We start from the raw sequence: 25,536 nt of genomic DNA, 5'->3' as shown, positions 1-25,536 counted from the left end.
GCCGAGCACCGGCCCGAAGAACTCGGTGAGGTGGAAGTACGAGCCCTCGCGCACGCCGGTCTTCACACCGGGCGTCCACTGCTTTCCCTCGTCGTCGAGCTTGCGCGGCTCGACCAGCCAGCGCTCGCCCTTCTCGAGCTTCGTGAGCGCGGTGAGCAGCTTGCCGCTCGCCGGCTCGATGATCGGGCCCATCTGGGTGGCGGGGTCATCGGGCAGGCCGACGCGCATCGAGGTCACGGCATCCACCAGCTGACGCTCGAACCGCTTCGAGTCGGCGACGGATCCGACGAGGATCGCCAGCGACGCTGCGGAGCACTTCTGCCCCGCGTGGCCGAACGCGCTGCGAGCCACGTCGGCGGCCGCCAGGTCGAGGTCTGCCGAGGGCGTCACGATGATCGCGTTCTTGCCGCTGGTCTCGGCGAGCAGCGGCAGGTCGGCGCGGAACGAGCGGAACAGCTGCGCGGTCTCGTACGCCCCCGTGAGGATCACGCGATCCACCGCAGGACCGGCCACGAGGCGCGTACCGAGGTCGCGCGAAGCGAGGTCGACGAGCGCGAGCAGGTCGCGCGGCACACCGGCGGCCCACAGCGCCTCGACCATCACCGCGCCGCAGCGCTGCGTGAGCTTCGCGGGTTTGATGATGACGGCCGAACCCGAGGCCAGACCCGCGAGCACCCCACCCGCGGGGATGGCGACGGGGAAGTTCCACGGCGGCGTGACCACGGTGACCTTCGACGGCACGAAGTCGGCGCCAGAGACGGTCTCGAGGTCCTTCGCGCGCTCGGCGTAGTAGTGCGCGAAGTCGATGGCCTCGCTGATCTCGGGGTCGGCCTCGGCGATGGTCTTGCCCGCCTCGTGGGCCATGATCTCGATGAGCTGACCACGGCGCGCGGCGAGCTCGTCTCCCGCGCGATGCAGCACGGCAGCGCGATCAGCGGCAGGGAGCGCTGCCCACTTCTCGGCGGCGGCGGTCGCTGCGGAGAAGATGCCGTCGAGCTCGGCATCCGTCTCGACCTTGGCGATCGCGATGGTGTCGAGGCCGAGCGTCGAGCCCACCGAGCGGCTCAGGATCTCGCGGCCCCATGCGCGGTTCGCGGCGATGGCCGGATCGGTGTCGGCCTGGTTCTCGAAGCCGGTGGTGGTTCCGGAGGGCGCCTCGGCGTCGGAATCCAGAACCGTACGGTCCTGCACGCGGTGGGGACCGGGGACGAATCCCGCCTCATCGGTCGCGAGCGCGGCCAGCGAGCGCTCGAAGCGCTCCCGCTCGCGGGTGAGCAGCGTCGGGTTCGAGGCCAGCTCGAACACGGCCGACATGAAGTTCTCGGGGCTGGCGTTCTCTTCGAGGCGGCGCACCAGGTACGCGATCGCGACGTCGAACTCGGCCGGGTTCACGACCGGCGTGTACAGCAGCAGGCGGCCGACGTCCTTGCGGACGGCCTCGGCCTGCCCGGTCGCCATGCCCAGCAGCATCTCGTACTCGACGAGCGGATCGGCGCCGGACGGGTCGGCGACCCCACGCGCCTGGGCGAGCAGCCAGGTGTAGGCGATGTCGAACAGGTTGTGGCCGGCGATGCCGATGCGAACGGCGTCCAGTCGCTCCGGGGTCATGGCCCAGTCGAGCACCCGCTTGTAGTTGGTGTCGGAGTCCTGCTTGGTTCCGTAGGTGGCGAGCGGCCAGCCGTGGATCGCCGCGTCGACCTCTTCCATCGCCAGGTTCGCGCCCTTGACGACGCGCACCTTGATCGGCGCTCCGCCCTTGGCACGGCGGGCGGCGGCCCACTCCTGCAGGTGCTGCATGGCACCGAGGGCGTCGGGCAGGTAAGCCTGCAGCACGATGCCGGCTTCGAGGTTCTCGAGCCCCGGCTGGTCGAGGATGCTCGTGAAGGCCGCGATCGTCAGGTCGAGGTCGCGGTACTCCTCCATGTCGAGGTTGATGAACTTGGCCTTGCCCTTCGCCTCGGCCTTCGCCGCGAGCTCGTAGAGCGGGGTCAGCTTCTCGACGACATCGGCCACGGCCTCGTCGAACGACCACATCGACAGCTGGCTCACGACGCTGGAGACCTTGATCGACACGTAGTCGACGTCGTCGCGGGCGAGGAAGTCGCGGGTGCCCTGCAAGCGGTGTCCCGCTTCGCGCTCGCCGAGCACGGCCTCGCCGAGCAGGTTGAGGTTGAGCCGGTTGCCACTCTTGCGCAGCTTCGCGATCGCGGGGCCGAGCTTGGAGGGCGTGGCGTCGAGCACGAGGTGCCCGACCATGGCGCGCAGCACGCGACGCGAGATCGGCACGACCACGCCGGGGAGCTTCGGCGCCCAGAAGCCGCCCGTCTTGATCGCGGCGCGCAGGTAGCCGGGCAGCAGCGACGGGGTGATGTCGCTCAGCTCGGCGAGCTTACGGCCGGCGACGCGCAGGTCTTCCGGACGCATCACGCCGTCGACGAAGCCGACCGTGAACGCGAGTCCGTTCGGGTCCTTGAGCACCTCGGACAGGCGCTGGGCGGCGGGCTCGACGGGGTGGGTCTCGCTCTCGACGAGCCAGCGCTTCACCAGGGCGGCGACGTCTTCGGTGCGGGGGGTGGTGGTGTCGGCGGCGACAGGCATCGGTGGGACCTTCCAAGAGAGCGCACACCGGGATTTCGTGTGCGGGCTGGTTCATTGTCCTGCCGCTCGGTAGGCTCCGTCTATCAACCGATTTGCGTGGATTCTGTTCACTCAAGCTGAACAATATCCGCAGAGCAAGGGACCACTGTGCTGGACGTCAACAGACTGCGGATGCTCGTGGAGCTCTCGCGCCGCGGAACGCTGTCGGCAGTGGCCGACGCCCTCTCGTACAGCAAGGCCTCGGTGTCGCAGCAGCTGAGCGCCCTGGAGCGGGATGTGGGTGTGCCGCTGCTGCGACGCGTGGGGCGTGGAGTGCAGTTCACGCCCCAGGGGAACGTGCTCGTCGCGGAGGCCATCGGCATCCTCGATCAGCTCGAGCACGCCGAGGTCGCCGTGGCCGAATCGCTCACCGAGGTGACCGGGACCGTTGGCATCGCGGTGTTCCAGTCGACGGCGCACTCCCTGCTCCCGCGGGCTCTCGAGGCTCTCAAGGACCGACATCCGGCCCTGCGCGTCGAGGTCACCGAGTGCGATCCGGAGACCGGGCTGGTCGGGGTGTCCAGCCGCGACTTCGACCTGATCCTCGCCGAGCAGTACCCGGGGCACACTCGACCGATCCACGCCGACCTCGACCGGGTGATGCTCGCGCACGATGCGATCGCGCTCGCCCGACGGCCCGGAGCACCACGGCATGCGGATGCGCTCGCCGAGCTCTGGTCGACGCGCGAGGAGCCCTGGGTGCTCGAACCCGCCGGCACCGCCTCCCGCGCCTGGGCCGAGCAGCTCTGCCGCACCGCGGGGTTCGAGCCCGACGTGCGCTTCGAGATCGCCGACCTCACCGCGCACGTGCGGCTGATCCATGCCGGGCTCGCGGTCGGATTGCTGCCGGAGCTCGTCTGGGCGGGCGACACCCCGACCGTCGATCTGGCACCCCTCCCCCACGAACCGCGGCGCGAGATCTTCTCCTCGGCACGGCGGGGGTCGGCCGATGCCCCCTCGATCCGCGCGGTGCGCAGTGCGCTGGCCGACGCGGCGTCGCACAATCTCCCGGTCTGAATGCATGACCTCCCTCTCCGACCGAACGCCGTCCGGCGCCGACACGGAGGAATCCCCGGGAATATGCATGCACATGCATCTGTTGGCACCCGTGTACCCGGACGAAGGAGTCCGATCCCCTCCTTCCGAAAGGCACCTCTGTGAGCACTCCCGTCATCGACCGCACCGCACCGACCGAGCACCCCGTCCTCGACGTCCTCGCCGGCCGCTGGAGCCCCCGCGCCTTCGACGCGCAGAGCTCGATCGACGAGGCCAAGCTCGCCACCGCTCTCGAGGCCGCCCGCTGGACGCCGTCCGCCAACAACACGCAGCCCTGGCGCTTCATCGTCGCCCGTCGCGGCACCGCGCTGCACGCGCAGGTCGTCGACGCCCTGATGGGCTTCAACCAGGCCTGGGCGGGCAACGCGGCCGTTCTCGTCGTCGCGATCGCCGAGACGGCCACGGCCGACGGCACCCCGATCACGCATGCCCTCTACGACCTCGGCCAGGCGGTCGCGCACTTCTCGGTGCAGGCACATCACGACGGCCTGGTCGTGCACCAGATGAGCGGCTTCGATCCCGAGGTCGTCCGCGAGTTCGCCGACCTCGAGGAGCGCTTCGTGCCCTTCACGGTCTTCGCCGTCGGCGAGTTCGGCGACATCGAGGCTCTGCCCGAGGTGCTGCAGGAGCGCGAGGTCGCTCCGCGCGTACGTCGCCCGATCGCCGAGACGGTCATCCTCAGCGCCTGACCTCCGCGCTCTCGACACCTCTGCACCGACGGGGCCTCCGGATTGTCCGGGGGCCCCGTTAGCGTGTGCGGATGGACCTCCTCCGCATCACCGGCGCGCGGACGAACAATCTCCGCGACGTCTCCGTCGACGTTCCCAAGAAGCTGCTGACCGTCTTCACCGGCGTCTCGGGTTCGGGCAAGTCGTCCCTCGTGCTCGACACGATCGCCGCCGAGGCGCAGCGACTCGTCAACGACTCCTATTCGACCTTCATCCGTGCCCGGCTGCCGCAGATGCCCGCACCCGACGTGCAGGCCATGGACGGGCTGACCTTCACGGTCCTGATCGACCAGCGCCGGTTCACGGGCAACGCGCGCTCGACCGTGGCGACCGCGACCGACCTGGCATCGCTGGTGCGCCTGGTCTTCTCACGCGTCGGCGAGCCCTCCGCCGGCTACTCCCCCGCCTACTCGTTCAACGACCCGTCCGGCATGTGCCCGACCTGCGAAGGCCTCGGCACGGTGTACGACATCGACATCGACGCGCTTATCGACCCCGAGAAGAACATCGACGAGGGACCGGTCCGGTTCAGCCTGTTCCGCCCCGGGGTGTACCGGTGGAAGCGCTTCGCGTACTGCGGACTGTTCGACCGCCAGAAGCCGCTCAAGGACTACACGGCCGAGGAGATGGACCAGTTCCTCTACGCCGACAAGCTCAAGCTCGACGACCCCGATCCGCGGTTCCCGCAGAGCGCCCGGTTCGACGGGGTGATCACGCGCATGCGCGATGTGTTCCTGAAGCAGCGCCCGGTGAAGATGTCGGCCTCGGTGCGCGAGGAGCTCGACCGGCTCGTGACACATCACACATGCCCGGACTGCCACGGTGCGCGGGTGAACGCGGCAGCGCGGGAGAGCCTGATCGAGGGACGCTCGATCGTGGACTGGATGCGCATGCCCGTGTCCGACCTGCATGCCCTGCTCGACGAGTTCGACGATCCCCGCGTCGCCCCGGCCGTCGACGGTGTCCGCCACGTGCTCGATGCCCTGCTCTCGGTGGGCCTCGGCTACCTCACGCTCGACCGCGAATCGGCGACGCTGTCCGGCGGCGAGGCCCAGCGCGTCAAGATCGTGCGCCACCTCGGCAGCGCCCTCACCGACGTCACCTACGTGTTCGACGAGCCCAGCACCGGATTGCACCCCGCCGACATCCAGCGGCTGGTGGCCCTGCTGCAGCGGCTGCGCGACGCCGGCAACACCATCCTCGTGGTCGAGCATCATCCGCAGGTGATCGCGGTCGCCGATCACGTCGTCGACCTCGGGCCGGGGGCGGGCTCCGGCGGCGGCATCGTGCAGTTCGAGGGCACCCCCGCAGCGCTCCGCGCCGCCGACACCCTCACGGGGCGTGTGCTCGCCGAGCCGCTGACGATCCGTGCGACGACGCGGACTCCCTCGGGCCGCGTCGCCGTGCGGAATGCGCGCGCGCACAACCTCCGCGGGTTCGACGTCGACATCCCGCTCGGCGTGCTCACCGCCGTCACAGGGGTCGCGGGGTCGGGCAAGAGTTCCTTCGCGACCGCCGAGCTGCCGCGCCAGCACCCGGAGTTCACGGTCGTCGGGCAGGACCCGCTGCGGGGCGGAGCGCGGTCGACGACGCTGAGCATGCTGCGTATCGCCGACACGGTGCGCGAGGTGTTCGCAAGCTCCTCAGGGCTCGATGCCTCCTGGTTCAGCTTCAACTCCCGTGGGGCGTGCCCCACCTGCCGCGGCCGTGGACACATCACGACCGAGCTCGCATTCCTCGACGACGTCTCCCTCCCGTGCGATGCCTGCGGAGGGCTGCGTTTCAATGAGACCGCGCTCGGCGTGCAGGTCGACGGCTCCTCGATCGCCGACGTGCTGGCGTCGACGCCGGCCGAGGTCAGCGCGCTCTTCTCCGACCACCCGGACGTGGTCGACGCGCTGGACTGGGTGCAGCGCACCGGCCTGAGCTACATCCCGGTCGGACGCTCGCTCGACACCCTCTCCGGCGGCGAGAAGCAACGGCTGCTGCTGGCCCGGCACCTCAGCGAGCCGCAACGCGATCGCGCCGACCGCATCATCCTCGACGAGCCGACCTCAGGGCTGCATCCGACCGACGTCGACACCGTCAACGCCCTCTTCGACGACCTGCTCGACGAGGGGGCGACGCTGGTCGTGGTCGAGCACAATCTGCGCGTGGTCGCCCGCGCCGACCACGTCGTCGACATCGGTCCGGGTGCCGGTTCCGATGGCGGTCAGCTGATCTTCACCGGCACTCCGGCAGAGATCTCGGGCGACGAGGACTCCCTCACCGGTCGGGCGCTCGCGGCAGCGTCTCGCCCGCACCCCTGAAGCAGGGCGCATCAGACGGGCAGAGGGGCCCGTGGATCATCCACGAGCCCCTCTGCTGTGCGTCTCAGCTCAGCCCTTGAGCAGCTCAGTCCTCGAGCAGCTCAGTCCTCGAGCAGTTCGGCCTCGATCACGTCGTCTTCCTCCGGCTCGGGGTCGGGCGTCGTCGAGGTGAGCACGAGGCCCGCCCCGTCGGCGGCCACGTCGACCCGCACGGTGTCGCCGTCGTGCACGTTGCCCGAGAGCAGCGCGGTGGCGAGCTTGTTCTGCACCTCGCTCTGGATGAGGCGGCGCAGCGGTCGCGCACCGAACATGGGGTCGTACCCGCGCTCGGCGAGCCAGGCCCGCGCATCGGGGGTGACGGCGAGTGTGAGGCGACGGTCGCGCAGCCGGTCGTGCAGCTGGTCGACCGAGAGCTCCACGATCTGGGCGAGGTCGTCTTCGCTCAGGGCCGAGAACATCACGATGTCGTCGAGTCGGTTCAGGAATTCCGGACGGAATGCCTGCCGCACGAGGGCCATGACCTGATCGCGCTTCTCATCGGGTGCGAGCACCGGGTCGATGAGGATCGGCGATCCCAGGTTCGACGTGAGGATCAGGATCACATTCGAGAAGTCGACCGTGCGCCCCTGACCGTCGGTCAGGCGACCGTCGTCGAGCACCTGCAGCAGCACGTCGAACACCTCGGGGTGCGCCTTCTCGACCTCGTCGAGCAGGATCACGCTGTACGGGCGACGTCGCACGGCCTCGGTCAGCTGACCGCCCTGCTCGTATCCGATGTATCCGGGAGGGGCGCCGACGAGTCGCGAGACCGAGTGCTTCTCGCCGTACTCCGACATGTCGATGCGCACCATGGCGTGCTCGTCGTCGAAGAGGAACTCGGCCAGCGCCTTGGCCAGCTCGGTCTTTCCGACACCGGTGGGGCCGAGGAACAGGAACGATCCGGTCGGCCGGCCGGGGTCGCTGATACCCGCACGCGAACGGCGCACGGCATCCGATACGGCCTTCACGGCGTCCTTCTGACCGATCAGGCGCTTGCCGAGCTCCTGCTCCAAGTGCAGCAGCTTCTCGCTCTCGCCCTGCAGCAGACGCCCGACAGGGATACCCGTCCACGCGGCGATCACGGCGGCGATGTCCTCGTCGGTGACCTGTTCGTTGACCATGCGGGGTTCCGCCGGCGTCGCGGCCTCGGCCTGCTCGGCCTCGGCGATGTCGCGCTCCAGACGCTTGATGGTCTCGTACTCCAGCTTCGAGGCCTTCGTGTAGTCGGCGTTGCGCATGGCGAGGTCACGCTGGGTGATCGCGTCGTCGAGCTGCTTCTTCAGCTCACCGACCCGGTTCAGCCCCTGCCGCTCTCGCGCCCACCGGGCCTCGAGCTCGGCGAGCTGCTTCTCCATGCCGACGAGTTGCTCGCGCAGGGCACTCAGACGCTCCTTGGAGGCGGCGTCCTTCTCCCGCTTGAGCGCGAGCTCTTCGAGCTTCATGCGGTCGACCTGGCGCTTGAGCTGATCGATCTCGACCGGAGACGAGTCGATCTCCATCTTCAGCCGCGACATCGACTCGTCGATCAGGTCGATCGCCTTGTCCGGAAGCTGGCGCGCGGGAAGATAGCGGCTCGAGAGCGCGGCGGCGGCGACGAGGGCGCTGTCGGAGATCGTGACCCCGTGGTGGGCCTCGTAGCGACCCTTGAGTCCACGGAGGATCGCGATCGTGTCCTCGACCGAGGGCTCTCCGACGTAGACCTGCTGGAAGCGGCGCTCGAGTGCGGCGTCCTTCTCGATGAACTCGCGATACTCGTTGAGAGTGGTCGCGCCGATCAGGCGCAGTTCACCGCGGGCCAGCATGGGCTTGAGCATGTTGGAGGCCGCGACCGACCCCTCGCCACCGCCGGCACCCATCAGCACGTGCAGCTCGTCGATGAACGTGATGACCTGTCCGTCGGACTCGGTGATCTCCTTGAGCACCTGCTTCAGCCGCTCCTCGAACTGCCCGCGGTACATGGCGCCGGCCACGAGGGCGGAGATGTCGAGGGTGACCAGCTCCTTGTCCTTGAGGGACTCGGCGACATCGCCCGCGACGATGCGCTGGGCGAGTCCTTCGACGACGGCGGTCTTGCCGACGCCCGGCTCACCGATCAGCACGGGGTTGTTCTTCGTGCGGCGGGTGAGCACCTGACTGACGCGACGGATCTCGCTGTCTCGTCCGATCACGGGGTCGAGCTTGCCCTCGCGGGCGCGGTCGGTCAGGTTGATGCCGAACTGCTCGAGGGCGGACTGCTGCTCTTGGTTCTGGTTGCCGGTCTGCGGGGTGGTCATGCGCTCCTCCTTGGAGATGCTCCTTCTGGTCGTCTCCCGCCTGCCGGATCGGGAGGCGGGATCAAAGTTGAGTTGTGTTGACTCAAGTTTAGCACTCGCCGAGATTCTCCTCCAGTCCGTTCCCCCGCCCGCCGTCGCCGATCCTGCGCTCAGCGCTCGCGCCGGACGGCATCCCAGATCGCCGCCGCGACGGCGCGCTTGGACCCCGATGCCACCCCGGCGTCGACACCACCCGGCCCGAGGATGTGCACCGCGTTCTCGGCGGACTCGAACCCGCGCTCCCAGCCCACCTCGTTCACCACCAGCAGGTCGACGCCCTTGCGCTGCTGCTTGCCGCGCGCGCGGGCGAGCAGTTCGGCTTCGTCCTCCGGGGTCTCCGCGGCGAAACCGACGACGAGCTGCCCCGGTCGGCGTGACGAGGCGAGAGCCGCGACGATGTCCTCGTTCTCGACCAGCTCGATGGCCGGTATCCCGCCGCCCTCCTTGGTGAGCTTGCGTTCCGACACCTCGACCGGGCGGTAGTCCGCGACCGCCGCGGCCATGACGACCACGTCGGCGTCGGCGGATTCCCGCTTCATCGCCGCGGAGAGCTCCGCCGCCGCGCCGACCGGCACGATGCGGATCGACGGATGCCGCACCTCGGCGAGCACATCGCTCGAGATGTTGGCCGAGACCAGGATGACCTCGGCGCCGCGCGCGGCGGCTTCGGCCGCGAGAGCCGCGCCTTGCCGACCACTGGAGCGGTTGCCCAGGAAGCGCACGGGGTCGATCGGCTCCCGCGTGCCGCCGGCCGACACCACGACCCGCACCCCGGCGAGGTCACCGGGGGCCAGCAGCGCCTGCGCCGCGGCGAAGATGTCCTCCGGCTCCGACATGCGGCCGGGTCCACTGTCACCGCCGGCGAGCTCTCCGTCGGCCGGGCCGACGATGTGGACGCCGCGCTCACGCAGCGTGGCGATGTTCGCCTGTGTCGCGCGATTCCGCCACATCTCCGCGTGCATCGCCGGAGCGAGCAGCACCGGGGCCTCGGTGGCGAGCAGCGTGGTGCCCAGCAGGTCGTCGGCGAGGCCCGCGGTGATCTTCGCGAGGGAGTTCGCGGTCGCGGGTGCCACGATCACCAGCTCGGCGGCTTGGCCGAGAGCCACGTGCCGCACCTTCGCCACATCATCATGCACGCTCGTGGTGACCGGGTGCCGACTGATCGCCTCCCATGTGGGCAATCCCACGAAGCGCAACGCATCCTCGGTGGGCACCACGGTCACGTCGTGCCCACCCTTCGTGAGCAGGCGCACGAGGTGCACCGTCTTGTACGCGGCGATGCCGCCCGTGACTCCGACGACGATGTTCACGTCTCGATTCTGCCCCAGCATCCGCCGCCATGGGCCGACACCTCATCCCCGACCTAGACTGGGGTCCGTGTGCACGGTCGTGATCGATGTCGAGAATGCCGGATCCGCACGTCTTCTCGCGGTCCGCGATGAAGACCCGCTACGCGCATGGGACTCGCTCGGAGCCTGGTGGCCGGAGGACTACCCCGGCGTGGTCGGGATCCGCGATCGCCGCGCCGGTGGCGCCTGGCTCGCCGCGAACCCCGCCGAACGTCGACTCGCCGTGCTGCTGAACCGCGCCGACGTGGGCGACCTTCCCGATGCGCGCGCCGTCTCTCGTGGCGCTCTCGCGCTGGAATCGGTGGGGGGCCGCTCCCCCGTCGCCCCGCTGGCCATGCACGGCTTCAACCTGCTCGAGGTGCGCCCCGAGGGTGCACGGGTGCTGTCGTGGGACGGTGTCGAGCTGCGCGAGACGACCATCGATCCCGGCACGCACATGATCGCGCATGACGACCTCGACGACGCGACGACCCCGCGCATCGAGGCCTGGCTGCCGGAGTTCCGCGCCCTGGGACCGACGGCTGACAGCGACGACTGGACGACGGAGTGGACCGCGCTGCTCGCCTCCTCGACCGCGCTGCCCGCGGAGGATGACCGGGCGATCATCCGCGACAACCGTCCGCATGGCTACCCCACGCAGTCGCTGCTGTACTGCATCGCCACGGTGACCCCCGGCGGCGTCGAGGTGAACGACGTCACGCTCCCCTCGCCGGCCCACTGGACTGAGTAGCGGACCGAGTAGCGGACCGGCCGAGGAGCCGATACCCGCTCAGGCGGCGGGAACCGCCGACTCCTCGGTACAGGAGAACCGCGCGCGATAGGCCGTGGGGGTGAGGCCGAGCACCCGGGCGAAGTTCTGCCGCAGCACGGCCGCCGAGCCGAACCCGCATTCGTCGGCGATGTGCTCGAGCGGCAGGTCGGTGCGCTCCAGCATCCGCTGTGCATGGATGATGCGCTGACGCGCCAACCAGGCCGCGGGTGTCGCGCCGTACTCGGCCTTGAACCGACGGGCGAAGGTGCGCGGTGACATCAGGGCCTTGGCCGCCAGCTGATCGACGCCGAGGTCGTCACGCAGGTGCTCGACCGCCCAGTCGGCGACGGCCGCGAGCGAGTCGGTGGGAGCCACGGGGATCGGGCGATCGATGAACTGCGCCTGCCCGCCGTCGCGCTGCGGCGGCACGACCATGCGGCGGGCGATGCGGTTGGTGAGCTCCGCTCCCACCTCCTGCCGCAGCAGGTGCAGGCACGCGTCGATCCCGGCGGCCGTGCCCGCGCTCGTGATGATCTTGCCGTCCTGCACGAACAGCACGTCGGGGTCGATGTCGATCTGCGGGTACATGTCGGCCATGACGTGCGCGTACATCCAGTGCGTGGTGGCGCGCCGACCGTCGAGCACTCCTGCGGCGGCGAGGATGAACGACCCGCTGCACACGCTCATCACCCAGGCGTCGCGTGCCACCGCGTGACGGGCGAGGTCGAGCAGGAGCGGATCGATGTCGCCCCACCTCTCCCGAGGGAGCGGGCAGAACACGACGAGGTCGGCGTCGTAGGCGAAGGTCAGATCGTGCTCGACGTTGACCGAGAAGCCGATCTTCGAGGTCACGACACCGGCACGGGGGGCGACGATGCGGAAGTCGAAGTTCGGCACGCCGTCGTCGGCGCGGTCGAGGCCGAATGCCTCGCAGGCCACGCCGAACTCGAAGGGCGCGAACCCGTCCTGGATGACGCAGGCGACCGTCTTCATACTCACTCCTGTTGGCAGTTTTCCGACGTTCATAGTCTATTCTGCCACTCGTGGCTGTTCGACATCGAACGTAGCGTTTCTGCCATGGTACTCCTCATCGCACTCCTCCTCCTCGCTGCGTGGGCCACCGTCGCCACCATCATCGAACTGCGCCGGGACGGCTACCGACGCACCCCCACCGATTGGACGCGCGTCGCCGGCCGCGACGTCGGCCACCAGGCCGAGTCCGGGCACGTCTATCGCTGATCGCCTGCCGCCGATCCTCGCAGCGGCGGCTACGCTCGTCGTCATGAGCGAGCCTCAGCAGCCTCCCGTCCCGACCGCGCATCTGCCCGCCGCACCGCAGTATCCGGCCGCAGCGCAGTATCCGGCCACGCCGCAGCGCTCGACCCCGCCGCCTCCGTCTCCTGCACCCGCGCCCGACGGCTCACCTCCCTCCTCGACGGCTTCCTCGACGCCCTATCCACCGTCGTCTCCGACGGCGTATCCGGCGCCCACTCCCGGATGGCAGGCGTACGCACCGGCGCATCCCGCGTTCCCCGGCCAGGCGATACCCCCGGCGCAGGCCCGCACCGGCAACCCGCTCGCGGTCGCGGCGTTCGTGATCGCGGTGGCCACTCTCGCGGTCAACCTGTTCAGCTCCGTCGCCCGGCCGTTCGTCTACGGCGGTGATGGCGGATTCGCGTTCATGCTCGCGTTCGACAACGGCATCGGAATCCTCAGCTTCTTCGCCTACGTCGTCGCCCTCGTGCTGGGGTTGATCGCGGTGCGCCGGCCCACGAATCGGCTGCTCACGGGCATCGCCGTCGGCATCGCGGGGGCCGGTGCCATCGGGATCGCCGTCACCGGACTGACGATCGCCCTGTACCAGTACCTCTGAGACGGCGCCTACCTCTGAGCCAGGGCCTACCTCTGAGCCAGCGCCGGTTCAGCTGTCGGCGCGAACCCTCCGGTAGACCTCGACCATCGCCGCCGTGCGCGACGACTGCCGGAAGGCTTCGGCCACTTCGGGGAGCGGGGTGGGTGCGGTGCCCGCGGCGATATCGGATGCGGCCTGCCGCAGCGTCTCGGCGAGTGCTGCCGTGCGCTGGGCTTCGAGGTCTCGTCCGCTCGCCGACTCCTCGGCATCCGGAACGGCCCAGAGTCCGCCGCCGAGCTCCGCCGCGATGTCGGGGTCGCAGATCACCGACGGGGTTCCGAGCGTCGCCGCCTCGAACGGGGTCATGCCCTGGGTCTCGAAGCCGATCGACGTCTGCACGAGGGCATCGGCCGCGGCGATCCGCGCCAGCGTCTGCGGGTAGGTCAACCGGCCGGCGAATCGGATGCCCCCACGCCCGCGCACGATCTTCTCTGCCGCGGAACGCTGCGCTCCGCCGCCGATGATCTCGAGATCGGCATCGATGCCGGAGGCGATGAACGCTTCCAGGAACGGGAGCAGTCGCTTCTCGGGGCTCATCCGGCCGAGCCACACGAAGCGCGGGCGTCCCGGCGTGCGGTCTGCGGGCCCGGCGTTGAGCGTCTGCGCGCGGAGGTCGTCGTCGATGCCGTTCCAGATCACGTCCACGTGCGGGAAGACATCGTGCTGTTCGAGGCGGCGGGCGAAGTGCGTCGAGGGCGCGGTGACGGCGGATGCTCCGGCGGCGAGTCCTCGCAGGAACGCCCAGCCGTCGGTGCCGGGCACGGGGACTCCGATGCCGCGCATCGCGATCCGGCGCCAGATGTTCAGCGCCGCCAGCACCGGCCCGTGCAGCGGGGTGACGGCGGCGATGCCGACGTCGACGCGGTTGTGCATGGTGTGCACGACCGGGATGCCGTGGCGCTGCGCGTAACGGTGCCCGATGAACGCGCCCCAGAAGTCGGCCTGCACGTGCACCAGATCCACCGCGGGACGATGGGTCATGGCTTTGTCGAGGAAGCGGTCGCTCCCACGCCCCGGCCAGCTCATCGCGTACTCGCGATCCGTCGTGATCGGCATCGACGGCAGGTCGATGTACGCGCCGCTGTGCGAGCCGGATGAATGGCGCGACCCGTGCATCTTCGGGGCGACCACCGTGACGATGTGACCGGCACGCTCGAGGAACTCCCGCTGGAGCCGCATCGACACCTGCGCACCGCCGAGCGAGTCGAGGTGCTGGTCGCCGAAGAAGACGATGTGCATGCGTGCTACTCCGGCAGCGGCTCGTCGCGATACAGCGCCTCGAAGGTGTCGAGGGTGCGGTTGATGTCGTGGATGGTGACGCCGTCGAGCGATGCCTGCTGCATCCGCTGGTATTCCGCGGGCTCCGCCGTGAGCACGTCGGTGAGGCGCGCGGCGAGCGCATCGACGTTCCCCGGCTCGAACAGGTATCCGTTCTCACCGTGGTGCACGAGGTGCGGAAGGGCGACGGCGTCCGCGGCGACGATCGGCAGAGCCGAGGCCATGGCCTCCATCGTCGCGATGGACTGCAGCTCGGCGATCGAGGCGATCACGAACAGGCTCGCGCGCGACAGCAGGGCACGGAGCTCTTCATCGCTCGTCCGTCCGTGGAAGGTCACACGGTCGGCGAGTCCGAGCTGCGCGGTCAGATGCTCCAGCTGCTTGCGCTGATCGCCGCCGCCCACGATGTCGAACGTCGTCTCCAGTGCCGGGTCGAGTTTCGTCATCGCCTTGAGGATGACCTCGACCTGCTTCTCGGCGGTGAGCCTGCCGACGAAGATGATCCGGTTCTCGTCGCGCGGGGCGATCACCGGCGTGTACTGCGTGCGGTCGATGCCGCAGCTGACCGGGATCACACCCTTCACCTCGACGGTCTTCTCGAGGAAGTCGGCGGCGCGACGGGTGGGAGTGGTGATCGCGCGGGTCATGTCGAAGGTGCGCTTCGCATCGGCCCAGGCGAACTTGAGGACCAGGTCGTCGATGAACTTCGGCATGGTCGTGTGGTCGAGGATGTTCTCGGCCATGACGTGGTTCGTGGCGATGACCGGGATCCCGCGCTCGTGCGCGATGTACGCGAGACCGCGGCCGATCACGATGTGCGACTGGATGTGCACGACGTCGGGCTGCACATGGTCGAGGACCTTGCGGGCGTAGTGCTTCGAGCGCCACGGCCACACGAAGCGCAGCCAGTCGTGCGGCGCCCAGCGCAACGACGGCAGACGGTGCAGCGTCATCGGCTCGCCCTCGATCACCTCGGTGTGCGGCTGCGCACGGCGATAGGCCTGGTTGGGGGCGACGACATGCACGTCGTGGCCGCGCTGCACGAGGCCGGCGGCGAGACGCTCGGCGAACCGGGCGGCGCCGTTGATGTCGGGCGCGAACGTGTCGCAGCCGATCACGATCTTCAATGGTCGGGGCGCGGGTTCGGCGGCGGGGCCGCTCGACGGATCGATCGGATCGTCGGAGGAGGTCACAGACATGCTGCCTTACGATGTGGCGGCCAAGGGAAAGCCCTGGTCGGGCGCTGGCCACTCTACCCGAGGGCCCTGTTCGCGCGGCCGAGGCGTACCGGGCATCCCTCAGGTGCAGCCGCTACCGTGGAGCCATGCGACTGACTGCCGACGCCGATCCCCAGCTGTGGATTCCCGTGACGGACTCGCTCGGCTGGAAGGGCCGCCGCCACCGCAAGGCCGCGATCCGGATGCTGCTCGGTCAGGTCAATGCGGCCGTGGGGGCGACGGAGCGGCCGGGCTCGAAGTTCGGCGCGTGGGCGATGAGCCAGGCGGCGCCGATGCTCATGAAGCGGGCAGACGGACGCGTGCTGGTGTGGACATGGAAGGCCGAGCCGGAGCTTGTCGTGGCGATGGCGACCGCACAGGTCCTGACGCCGGATGTGCGCATCGCGCGGGCCTCGATGCCGATGGACTACGACGACACGGAGTCGTTCCCCACCCGGCTCGGCGTGGGCGAGAAGCTGCTGGTACCGATGCCGCCGTCGCCGGCGTCGCCGCCGTTCGCGACGTACACCTGGGACACCGGGACCCACCTGGTGACCCTGACAGCGGTGTGCAGCGACAAGGAGCGGTTCGGCACGCTGATCGGCGCGCTCGACGATCTGGCGCGCAGCCTCCGCATCGCGGACGACCTCACCGGCGGCGAATCGCCCGACGTGCTGCGCCTCGATCCGGCCTGAGCGCGCTCCCGGCTCTGCGTTCAGGCCGATCCCGTCACGTCTGAGGTGATGCTCCCGTTCTCGCGCATCACTCCAGCCCGCGCTCCGCGAGCCACTTCTTCGCGACGCGGGAGGGCGCCCGCGCCAGCCACGCATCCGTGACGATCTCCGTCAGCCGATCGCGATCGATGCCGTCGAGACGCAGGAGAAGTCCGGGGTATCCGTCGAAGTGGGGGATGGTGAAGAGCACGTCGGGTTCTGCGGCGAGCAGCGCATCCTTCTCCTCGAGGTCGGCGACGCGCACCGCGAGCACCGTTCCCGCCGGCCAGTCACGTCCGAGCTCCGCCAGCTGCCGCAGGTCGGTCGCGCTCGGGCCGCGGAGCCACGCGAACTGCCCGCTCTTCAGCCGCCACGCCGCCTCGCCGGTGTGGCCGCTCACCGATTCCTCGGCTTCCGGGAGGGCGAGGGCGATCGCCCGCACGTCGTCAATGTTCGCCATCACGCCATCGTCCTCCCGGGCACCGGTCGCCACAACCGGCAGGCACGCGAGATCAGGCACTTCCGCGGACATTCCGCCTGATCCCGCGCTTCCGCCTGATCACACTTCGCTCAGCGCACGATGCGCAGCGTCCGCACCTCGAACGGGCGCAGCCGCAGCTCGCCACCGATCCGCGCCTCGTCGATGTCGTCCTCGATCAGACTCACCTCGCGCAGCTCTCGGTGTGCGAACCCGACCGACAGCTCACCGACCGCGCGACGGCCGAGCGCCTCGTACACACGCACGATCACATCACCCGAGCCGTCGTCCGCCAGCTTGACGGCCGACACGACGATCCCCTCGCCCTGCACGGAGACGAGCGGTTCGACCTCCCGCTCACCGCGCACGATCGACGGGAGGGTGTTGATCCGGATGCCCTCGGCCGTGGCGATCGCGGCATCCGCACCGATCACGAAGCCGACCTCGATCTCGTGGACGCCGTGGTCGGTGTCGGGGTCGGGGAACCGCGGCGCCCGCAGCAACGAGAGCCGCACCGTCGTGGTCACGGCATCGTCCGAGACCTCGCGCGACGTGTCGTAGCCGTAGATGGAGTCGTTCACGAGGGCGGCGCCGAAGTCCTGCTCGCGTACGAGCACGAATCGGTGCATCGACGTCTCGAACTTCGCGGCCTCCCAGCTGGTGTTGGTGTGCGTCACGCGCGACTGGAACCCGAACTGGGTCTCGGCCTCGGTGTGCGCGGCCTGGATGTCGAGCGGGAAGGCGAGCTTGAGCAGCTTCTCGGTCTCGTGCCAGTCGACCTCGTTGCGCAGCAGCACGGTGCGCGAATCCGGAGCGAGGAGCATCGTCTGGGTGATCGTCGACTCCGAGAACGCACGGACGACCACGATCTGCGCGACGCCGTTCACGACCGAGGCCTCGATCGACGAGACCCCGGTGAGGTCGTCGACGCTGTTGCGGTAGTACCGGTCGATGTCCCACGCGTCCCACATGTTCGGGAAGTCCTGGTGCAGCTGGAACAGGTTCGCGGCCTTGCCCGGCGCGACGGCGTCACGCCCGGAGGCCTTGTCGACCGCCGAGACGATGAGTCCCTCGGCCGAGACGAGCACCGACACGAGCTCGTTCTCCAGGCGCCAGCCGCCGTCCTCTTCCGTGAGCGACACCGGTGCTGCCGTGGGCTCGGCGACGAACGCCGCCCCGAGCGCGCGGCCACCCTTCGTGGCATACCCGACGGACGTCGGCTCGAAGCGCAGTGCGCGATCACCGTCGCCGGCGAGCGAGCGGCGGGCGGCATCGGCGAGGTCGCGCGCGTCCGACAGCACATCCGACAGCACCGCGACGGCCTCGCGGTGCACCCACGCGATCGAGGTGCCGGGCAGGATGTCGTGGAACTCGTGCAGCAGCACGGCCTGCCACAACCGGTCGAACTCGGCCTGCGGGTAGTCGGCGCCGGTGCGCACGGCATCGGTCGCGGCCCACAGCTCGGCCTCGATCAGCGCGTGCTCGGCCCAACGGTGCAGCGCCTTCGTGGCGTGCTGGCTGGTGAGCGTGCCACGGTGCAGCTCGAGGTACAGTTCGCCGACCCACACGGCCGGATTCGGCAGCTCCGCCTTCGCCGCGTCGAAGAAGACGTCCGGGTGCTCCCACACCACCTGCGCACTGCCCTCGAGGTCGCGCAGGCGCTCGGCCTTGCCTGTCATCTCCCGGGTGGTGCCACCGCCGCCGTCGCCCCAGCCGACCGGAGCGATCGACCGCGAGCTGAGGCGGTTCTCCTTGAACTGGCGCGACGCCTTCGCGACCTCCATGCCGCTCAGCTGCGAGTTGTACGTGTCCATGGAGGGGAAGTGCGTGAACACCTGCGAGCCGTCGATGCCCTCCCAGAGGAACGAGTGGTGCGGGAAGACGTTCTGCTGGTTCCACGAGATCTTCTGCGTGAAGAACCACTCGAAACCGGCACGGCGCATCAGCTGCGGCAGGGCGGGCGAGTAGCCGAAGCTGTCCGGCAGCCAGACCCCCTTCGAGCGGATGCCGAACTCGCGCTCGAAGAACCGCTGCCCGTGCGAGAACTGCCGCACGAGCGATTCGCCGGTCGGCATCACGGTGTCGGACTCGACCCACATGCCGCCCAGCGGCAGGAATCGCCCGGAGGCGACAGCGGCCTTGACCCGCTCCCACACCTCGGGGCGGTGCTCCTTGATCCAGGCGTACTGCTGCGCGCTGGACATGCCGTACTGGAACTCGGGCTGCTCGTCGATGAGCGTCGTCATCGACGAGGTCGTGCGTGCGACCTTTCGGATCGTCTCGCGCACCGGCCACAGCCAGGCCGAGTCGATGTGCGCGTGCCCGACGGCCGAGATGCGGTGCGCACTCGCCTCGGCCGGAGCGGCCAGCACCTCGGCGAGGCGGGCGCGGGCGTCGGGAGCGGTCTGCACGATGTGCTGCAGATCGAGCACGTCGAGGGCATCGTCCATGGCCTGCAGGATGCGCATGCGGCGGGGCGACGTCGCCGGCAGCTCGGCCTGCAGCTCGAACAGCACCTCGAGGTCGAGGGACAGGTCGAAGACCTCCTGCTCGAACACGGCCAGGTCCATCCGCCGCGCGCGGTAGAGCGGCTCCTTCGAGGAGGTGAGGATGTCGCCCTCCTGCGTGGGCAGGAAGGGGTGGTAGTCGAGGAGCACCGGGTTGGACGCAGCCTCGAGGTACAGCTCGACGGGCTCATCTCCCGCGGCCGTCTCGGCGATCGGAACCCACTGGTTGCGCGGATTGATGCTCTTCACGGGAATCGGGTCGCCGTCCGCGCCACCCGGGCGATAGGCCAGGGCCTCGCACTGGAAACCGGTCATGTTCACGTCGAAGCCGAGGTCGATGAGAGCTTCGACACGCCGCCCCGCCCATTCGGACGGCACCCGACCGGTGAGCTTGAACCAGGTGGTCCCCCACGCGGGACCCCAGGGAGCGCCGACAGCACCGGGCGCGTAGTCGAGGGCGAGTCCCTCCGCGGGCGCGATCGGCTCGCCGGGCAGCTCATGGATCTCGACGTCCAGCGGCACGGAGGCCGAGTGGATCGCCGGGCGGATGCGCTCTTCGAGTACGCGCTTGACGCGGCCGACGGTGAGCGAGGTGTCGTCATGCATGGGTGGATCTCCGGGCTCGAAGGTGGGTGGTGGCGGTCGTGGGGGTGGTGGCGGTCGTGGGGGTGATGGCGGTCGTGTGGGTGGTGGATGTGGTCGTGGTGACGGCAGTCGGGACACCGATCGCCGCATCGATCGCGCAGAAGTCGTCGTGCGAGAGCGAGCTCCCTCCGTTCCAGGCGCGCTCGGCCATGGCGCGAAGCGGTCGACGGATGCCATCTGCGACCTCGACCGGCGTCTGCGCTGCGGCATCGTCCGACCAGACCGAGAACGACGCTCCGAGGAGCCGCTGCGGATAGGGCGGCCGGATCTCCTGCCGCGCCCCGCCAGGAAGAGACGGAAACAGCCCGGGATGCCAGTCGGCTTCCCAGATGCGCTCGCTCGTCGGGTAGAGGTAGCCCGCCTTCTCTCCGAGGACGTAGTAGAACAGCGCATCGTGGAAGTTCACCAGCGGATTGCCGGCTTCGATGCCCACACCGAGGGACGGCATCTGCGCATGCCAGTTCGTCCACCAGGTCAGCACGATGTCGTGATCGAGGACGACTTCTCCACTACGCAGCATCCCGTCGTTCCAGACCCGGGGGGCGAACCCCTTCGCACGGAGATGCACGGCGATCTCGTTCACGAAACCCGTCAGCAGGTCGAAACCCGTGCCGGATGGCCCATGCCGCTCTCGTGCCGCTTCTGCGAGCGCGGGGTACTCGTCGATGCGGGCGAAGTCGACGAACTCGTCTCCGCCGAGGTGCCAGTTCGTGCTGTGCGGGAACACGGCGGCGACGTCGTCGATCAGCGCCGACGCGAAGTCGATGGACTCGGTACGGGTGATGTCGAGCGCGTGGTCGGTGCACGGTCCGCCAGCTGCCGGCAGCCGATGCTCCGGGTGCACGGAGAGAGCGTGGCGGAGGTGCCCTGGCATGTCGAGCGAGGGCACGAGGTCGATGTGCAGGTCAGCGGCCGCGTCCGCCACGGCCGCTGCCTCCGCGCGGGTGACGTGCGCGGGGGAGACGATCTCGGGGAAGGCTGTCGACCCGATGCGGAAACCCTCGTTGTCGGAGACGTGCCACTGGAACGTCGTGATCCCGACGTCGGCGAGCGCGTGCAGCAGTGCGATGATCCACGAGGCAGGAAAGTAGCGGCGGGCGGCGTCGAGGTGGAAGCCCCGTTCCGCCACCACAGGAACCGATGACACCCGCCCCTTCGGCACCCGCCCCTGCGCGCGCAGGTTGTGCAGCAGCTGTCGCGTCGCCCGGAACGCTCCGGCGGCTCCGGCCGCCCGCACGTCGATGTCGGCGTCGACGTCGATCTCGAACGACTCGCTGTCGCCGGCCGTGTCGCCGTCGCCGTCGGCGTCCCCGCGCCGCAGCCGAATCACCGCGGCCTCGCCGCTCGGGATGCCGAGGGCTGCGAGCTCGCCCGACAGCCGTTCCGCCTCCCGCGCGTACTCGGGCTCCTCGGCGATGACCCGTACGGATGACGGGCGCCAGGCCCCGACCCTGAGCGCGAGGGTCGTCGGCTGCGGGATCGCGAGCCATCGCGCGATCTCCTCACCTCTTGCCGACTGCAGACGAGTGCCCACCTCGGCGAGCGACGTGTCGTCATGCATGGGTGGATCTCCGGGCTCGACGGTGAGGGCTGATTCGGGTCTGCTGGTGATGCGCTGCGACTGATGCTATCTGGTGTACTAAAGCGATCTAGTCGAAGAGTCTAAGGCACGTCGGCGCTTCTTTCCCGAGGCTAAACCGATCAAGTAGGGTGAGGGACTATGAGCCCGGCGAAACGCGTGACGATCGCCGATATCGCGCGCATGGCGGGGGTCTCCCCCGGTGCGGTGTCGTTCGCGCTGAACGGCCGCCCCGGCGTGAGCGACGAGACCAGGCATCGCATCCTCACGATCGTCGAGGAGAACGGCTGGCAGCCGAGCTCCGCGGCGCGGGCACTCGTCGGGGCCCGCGCGAACACGGTCGGATTCGCCCTCGCCCGCCCCGCCCGCTCCCTCGGCTCCGAGGCCTTCTTCACCGACCTGATCGCGGGCATCGAGTCGCGACTGTCGGAGAGCAAGGTGAGCCTGCAGCTGCGACTGGTCGCCGACATCGCGGAGGAGATGGAGGTGCACCGCCAGTGGCGCTCCTCCAACCAGGTCGACGGCTTCATCTTCATCGACCCCCGCGACGACGACCCGCGCATCGGACGCATCGAGGCCCTCGACGCGCGCGCCGTCATGATCGGGTCCGAGCCCTCCCCCGAAGGCTCGGTGCCGAGCGTCTGGATCGGCGACGACACGGTCGCCGAGACCCTCTTCTCCTACCTCGCCGCCCTCGGCCACGCCCGCATCGCCTATGTGGCCGGCCCGGCCGAACTCGAGCACACCCGACTGCGCGCCGAGGTGCTCGAGCGCATGACCGTCGACGGCCTCGAGGGCGAGGTCATCACGACCGACTTCTCGCCCGCCCGCGCCTCCGCCGTGACGCGGGCGCTGCTGTCGGGCCGGCAGCGTCCGACGGCGATCGTCTACGACAATGACGTGATGGCCGTCGCCGGCCTGCGCGTCGCGCAGGAGATGGGACGCGCGGTTCCGCGCGACGTCTCGCTCGCCTCGTTCGACGACTCGGTGATCGCCGGTCTGATCAACCCCTCGATCACGGCGATGACGCGCGACACCTTCGAGCTCGGCGAACGCGCCGCCACTCTCCTGCTGCAGCAGATCGAGGCGGGAGCCAACCTGCCCAGCGTCGAGGGTCCGACACCCGTGCTCACCGCGCGCGAGAGCACGGCCCCGCCCTCCCGCCTCGGGTGAGCCGTCCTCAGCTCGGAACGACGGTGTTGACCGATCCGTAGGGGTCGACGACATCGGCCGATGCATCGGGACGGATGAGTCGGCGGATCCCCCGCGCATCGAGCGCAGTGGGATCGAGCGCGTCACGGGACGTGATCAGTGCGGGATCGAGGCCGGCGGCACACGCGTCGACCCAGGCCTGGAACACCGCTCCGCCGGGGCTCAGCGCCGCCCGGCTCACGGGAACCTCGCGCTCGTCGACGTCCACGACGATCGCGGTGTCTCTCGCGGGCGCCGCGACCCGTTGCCGCAGCTCGGGGATGATCTCGGCGAGCCGGCGGCCGATGGGCTTCGCCGCACCGTCCTGACCGATCAGACCGAGGGTGTACTCCAACTCGGGGAAGTCGCCGAGGTCACGGCTCACGTCATGCGAGCACCACCACGTGATGCCCCACAGATTCTCGGTGCGCACGGCGGAGCGCACCGTCGACTCCAGGAAATCCGGCATCTCGTCATCGGCGAGGCAGTTCGAGGGGGCCCCGACCTCCTGCAGCCATACGACGCGGTCGCGGTCGGTCGCGAAGGCGCGGGAGAGCTCGATCAGGTACTCGGCATGGCGGTCGGAAGCGACGGAACGGCCACCGTAGCGCTGCGCGGTGCCGTTGAAGATCCAGGAGTGGATCGTGGTCATCGCCCCCAGCCGCGAGGCATGCGCCGGGGTGAAGCCGTGACCGTCCATGTACCAGACGGCGTCGTACTCGCTGTGGACGTGCGGGAGCCCGGGGGCCGCGGTCTCCGCCGCCTGCAGCAGGGCCGAGATCCACCCGCCGGCCTCGTCCTGCGTGACCGGCCAGGGAGAGGGATGCGTGTGCGCGGAGAACTGGTTCGTCTCGTTGCCGAGCGTCAGCCCGAGGAAGTTCGGAGCGTCGCGCAGACCCCGGGCGAGCCGGTCGACGAGCGCGACCTGACCTTCGAGCGCCCGCGGATCGGTGAACATGTTCTTGTCGTGCCACGTGTACAACCACGACGGCACGAAGTCGAAGCTCGACAGGTGCCCCTGGACCACGTCGATACTGGCGTCCATGCCGAACTCGCCGGCGATGTCGACGACGGCGCGCACATCGTCGATCGCCTTCTCGCGGATGAGAGTGCGGTTCGGCTGCAACACGGTCCACAGCGGGAAGACGCGGACATGGTCGAGGCCGAGCTCGGCGAGGGCCGAGAAGTCGCGGCGCACGTCGTCGGGGGTGAAGTCGAGCCAGGAGTGCATCCAGTTCTTCGACGGCGTGTAGTTCGCCCCGAACCTCAGAGGAGCATCGAGGGCGCCGCGCTGCGTCATGTGTCAGGCCTTTCGGACATGCCCTTCGGCGAGGGCGGATTTCGCACCACTATAACGCTTGAGCAACAGGTGATCCACCCTGCGATGCCGGTCACCGGTATTCCGTGGACGGACCGTCTTGACAGGGAGGGGATCGGATGGTTTCATCTGCTAAAGCGTTGTAGTCCCCGGTGTGCGCAGGCCGCTGATCCGGACGTCACGCGGATTCGCCCGCCTCGAGGAAGAAGCACGATGAAAGTTCCCACACGCATTGTCGCTCTGGCAGCATTCAGCATCGGCGTTCTGGCGCTGACGAGTTGCACGGGAGGCGGGGGCTCTTCCGGCGCCTCGGGCCCCATCGACACCTCGGGCGAGCTCAGCGGCACGATCCAGTTCCAGACATGGTCGCTCAAGAACGAGAAGTTCACTCCCTATTTCGAAGACCTGATCGATGCCTTCGAGAAGGAGCACCCCGACGTCACCGTCGAGTGGCTCGACCAGCCGGGCGACGGCTACCAGGACAAGATCCTGAGCCAGGCGAACGCCGACACTCTTCCGGACGTGCTGAACCTCCCGCCCGACATCGCCTACCCGTTGGTGGCGGCGGGCAAGCTGGTCGACCTGGAGACCGCCGACCCCGACCTGAAGTCGGGCTACAACACCGGCGCCTGGGAGGCCTACAGCCAGTACCCCGGCATGGAAGGCACCTACGGGCTGCCGTGGTACCTCTCCAGCGACGCGTCCTGGTGGAACCTCGCCCAGCTCGCTCCCTTCGGCGTCACCCAGGAGAACCTCCCGACCACCGTCGACGAACTCCTCACGCTCGCGAAGGACGTGGCGACGGAGTCCGGCGGAAAGGTGCAGCTCCTCTCCTCCATCCCGGCGCTGGACACCTTCACTGCCGCCGGCATGGAGGTCATCAACGACAAGGGCGAGTTCGACTTCAACACCGACGAGGCCGCCGCGATCATCGACAAGTACGCCGACGCGTACGCGGCGGGCGCGATGCCCGCCGAGGCGTTGACCGGCGACTACGGCGGGAACGCGGAGGCGTACATACAGGAGAAGGTCGCCTTCACGACCGGCGGCACCGGTTTCACGACCGATCTGCAGAAGGACGCACCGGCACTGCTCGAGAGCACGGTGGCCACGCCGCGGCTCGGCATCGCGCCCCTGTACGTGCAGGGCCTCAACGTCTCGGCCGACTCCGACAACAAGGAAGCCGCACTCGCATTCGCGGAGTTCGCGACGAACCAGGAGAACCAGGTGGCCTTCTCGTCGCTCGCCGTCGGCACCGCCCCGGGCACCGCCGAAGGCGGCGACGAGGTCGTCGACAACATCGCCTCCACCGTCACCGACGAGAAGCAGCTCTCGGCGATCGATACCGTCTTCGGCGCGATGAAGGACGCCAAGGCGCTGCCGTTCCAGTGGACCTCCGACATGGCCACCTACATGACCCAGCAGATCGCCCTCGCCGTCAACGGCGAGGCGGACTCCAAGGCCCAGCTCGACAAGATCGTCGAGTACGCCAACGCCAACCGCGTGGACAAGTAAGC

The 25,536-nt window shown here is 69.3% G+C and carries 19 protein-coding genes; 9 read left to right on the top strand and 10 right to left on the bottom strand.

The features are described from left to right. Window positions 1-2,598, bottom strand: a 2,598-nt coding sequence (locus B2869_RS18315; RefSeq protein ID WP_292769698.1) for a bifunctional proline dehydrogenase/L-glutamate gamma-semialdehyde dehydrogenase, incomplete at its 3' end; no start/stop codon positions are given. A gap of 147 nt (window positions 2,599-2,745) precedes the next feature. On the opposite strand from B2869_RS18315, the gene B2869_RS18310 reads away from it, so the two are divergent. The 3 genes from B2869_RS18310 to B2869_RS18300 all read left to right on the top strand — a co-directional run bounded on the left by B2869_RS18310 (window position 2,746) and on the right by B2869_RS18300 (window position 6,730). Next, window positions 2,746-3,654 carry a LysR family transcriptional regulator gene (locus tag B2869_RS18310; protein ID WP_292769695.1) on the top strand — a complete coding sequence of 303 codons (909 nt, stop codon included), beginning with the start codon at window positions 2,746-2,748 and terminating at the stop codon, window positions 3,652-3,654. A 140-nt stretch (window positions 3,655-3,794) separates the two neighbouring features. After that, on the top strand, window positions 3,795-4,382 hold the full coding sequence (locus B2869_RS18305; RefSeq protein ID WP_021201734.1) for a nitroreductase family protein: 588 nt from the start codon (window positions 3,795-3,797) through the stop codon (window positions 4,380-4,382). A 71-nt stretch (window positions 4,383-4,453) separates the two neighbouring features. Continuing rightward, complete coding sequence (locus tag B2869_RS18300) at window positions 4,454-6,730, top strand: ATP-binding cassette domain-containing protein (protein WP_292769689.1); 2,277 nt, start codon at window positions 4,454-4,456, stop codon at window positions 6,728-6,730. 101 nt (window positions 6,731-6,831) lie between these two features. Here the strand turns inward: B2869_RS18300 and B2869_RS18295 are convergent, their stop codons facing one another. Both B2869_RS18295 and coaBC read right to left on the bottom strand, forming a co-directional pair. Continuing rightward, window positions 6,832-9,042, bottom strand: coding sequence for an ATP-dependent Clp protease ATP-binding subunit (locus B2869_RS18295; RefSeq protein ID WP_021201732.1), 2,211 nt, complete (start codon window positions 9,040-9,042; stop codon window positions 6,832-6,834). 149 nt (window positions 9,043-9,191) lie between these two features. Further along, window positions 9,192-10,391 carry a bifunctional phosphopantothenoylcysteine decarboxylase/phosphopantothenate--cysteine ligase CoaBC gene (coaBC, locus tag B2869_RS18290; protein WP_292769684.1) on the bottom strand — a complete coding sequence of 400 codons (1,200 nt, stop codon included), beginning with the start codon at window positions 10,389-10,391 and terminating at the stop codon, window positions 9,192-9,194. Between the two features lie 67 nt (window positions 10,392-10,458). On the opposite strand from coaBC, the gene B2869_RS18285 reads away from it, so the two are divergent. Continuing rightward, window positions 10,459-11,160 (top strand): NRDE family protein, encoded by a 702-nt coding sequence (locus B2869_RS18285; protein WP_029259321.1) that lies wholly within the window; start codon window positions 10,459-10,461, stop codon window positions 11,158-11,160. A gap of 39 nt (window positions 11,161-11,199) precedes the next feature. Here the strand turns inward: B2869_RS18285 and B2869_RS18280 are convergent, their stop codons facing one another. Next, window positions 11,200-12,174, bottom strand: coding sequence for a GlxA family transcriptional regulator (locus B2869_RS18280; RefSeq protein ID WP_292769679.1), 975 nt, complete (start codon window positions 12,172-12,174; stop codon window positions 11,200-11,202). An 84-nt stretch (window positions 12,175-12,258) separates the two neighbouring features. Here B2869_RS18280 and B2869_RS18275 point away from each other — a divergent pair, with 84 nt between their 5' ends. Further along, complete coding sequence (locus tag B2869_RS18275) at window positions 12,259-12,420, top strand: hypothetical protein (RefSeq protein ID WP_168441017.1); 162 nt, start codon at window positions 12,259-12,261, stop codon at window positions 12,418-12,420. A 43-nt stretch (window positions 12,421-12,463) separates the two neighbouring features. Beyond that, window positions 12,464-13,054 (top strand): hypothetical protein, encoded by a 591-nt coding sequence (locus B2869_RS18270; RefSeq protein WP_029259323.1) that lies wholly within the window; start codon window positions 12,464-12,466, stop codon window positions 13,052-13,054. Window positions 13,055-13,102: 48 nt separating this feature from the next. Here B2869_RS18270 and B2869_RS18265 read toward each other — a convergent pair whose 3' ends face one another. Further along, the gene (locus B2869_RS18265) at window positions 13,103-14,332 is read right to left on the bottom strand and encodes a glycosyltransferase (protein WP_292769673.1); all 1,230 of its coding nucleotides are present in this window, start codon (window positions 14,330-14,332) and stop codon (window positions 13,103-13,105) included. A gap of 5 nt (window positions 14,333-14,337) precedes the next feature. Further along, window positions 14,338-15,570: a glycosyltransferase gene (locus B2869_RS18260; RefSeq protein ID WP_292769670.1), complete on the bottom strand. Its 1,233-nt coding sequence runs from the start codon at window positions 15,568-15,570 to the stop codon at window positions 14,338-14,340. 125 nt (window positions 15,571-15,695) lie between these two features. On the opposite strand from B2869_RS18260, the gene B2869_RS18255 reads away from it, so the two are divergent. Beyond that, window positions 15,696-16,283, top strand: coding sequence for a hypothetical protein (locus B2869_RS18255; protein WP_029259326.1), 588 nt, complete (start codon window positions 15,696-15,698; stop codon window positions 16,281-16,283). Between the two features lie 67 nt (window positions 16,284-16,350). Here B2869_RS18255 and B2869_RS18250 read toward each other — a convergent pair whose 3' ends face one another. From B2869_RS18250 to B2869_RS18240, 3 genes are all read right to left on the bottom strand, one after another. After that, window positions 16,351-16,761: an MmcQ/YjbR family DNA-binding protein gene (locus B2869_RS18250; protein WP_292769666.1), complete on the bottom strand. Its 411-nt coding sequence runs from the start codon at window positions 16,759-16,761 to the stop codon at window positions 16,351-16,353. 110 nt (window positions 16,762-16,871) lie between these two features. Further along, window positions 16,872-19,892 (bottom strand): alpha-mannosidase, encoded by a 3,021-nt coding sequence (locus tag B2869_RS18245; RefSeq protein WP_292769663.1) that lies wholly within the window; start codon window positions 19,890-19,892, stop codon window positions 16,872-16,874. Further along, complete coding sequence (locus B2869_RS18240; RefSeq protein WP_292769660.1) at window positions 19,885-21,492, bottom strand: family 20 glycosylhydrolase; 1,608 nt, start codon at window positions 21,490-21,492, stop codon at window positions 19,885-19,887. The genes B2869_RS18245 and B2869_RS18240 overlap by 8 nt, the downstream gene beginning before the upstream one ends. Before the next feature lie 159 nt (window positions 21,493-21,651). Between B2869_RS18240 and B2869_RS18235 the strand changes: the two genes are divergently transcribed. After that, window positions 21,652-22,683, top strand: a complete 1,032-nt coding sequence (locus B2869_RS18235) for a LacI family DNA-binding transcriptional regulator (RefSeq protein ID WP_021201719.1) — start codon at window positions 21,652-21,654, stop codon at window positions 22,681-22,683. Window positions 22,684-22,690: 7 nt separating this feature from the next. Here the strand turns inward: B2869_RS18235 and B2869_RS18230 are convergent, their stop codons facing one another. Beyond that, window positions 22,691-24,001 (bottom strand): glycoside hydrolase 5 family protein, encoded by a 1,311-nt coding sequence (locus B2869_RS18230; protein WP_292769656.1) that lies wholly within the window; start codon window positions 23,999-24,001, stop codon window positions 22,691-22,693. 231 nt (window positions 24,002-24,232) lie between these two features. Between B2869_RS18230 and B2869_RS18225 the strand changes: the two genes are divergently transcribed. Then, window positions 24,233-25,534: an ABC transporter substrate-binding protein gene (locus tag B2869_RS18225; protein ID WP_292769653.1), complete on the top strand. Its 1,302-nt coding sequence runs from the start codon at window positions 24,233-24,235 to the stop codon at window positions 25,532-25,534. The last annotated feature ends 2 nt before the right edge of the window (window positions 25,535-25,536 follow it).

It is taken from the genome of Microbacterium sp. UBA3486 (genome assembly GCF_002377845.1).
In the GTDB taxonomy this organism is placed as follows: domain Bacteria; phylum Actinomycetota; class Actinomycetes; order Actinomycetales; family Microbacteriaceae; genus Microbacterium; species Microbacterium maritypicum_A.
The sequence above is the reverse complement of the archived record's forward strand: the minus strand, read 5'-3'. Positions and strand labels throughout refer to the sequence as shown.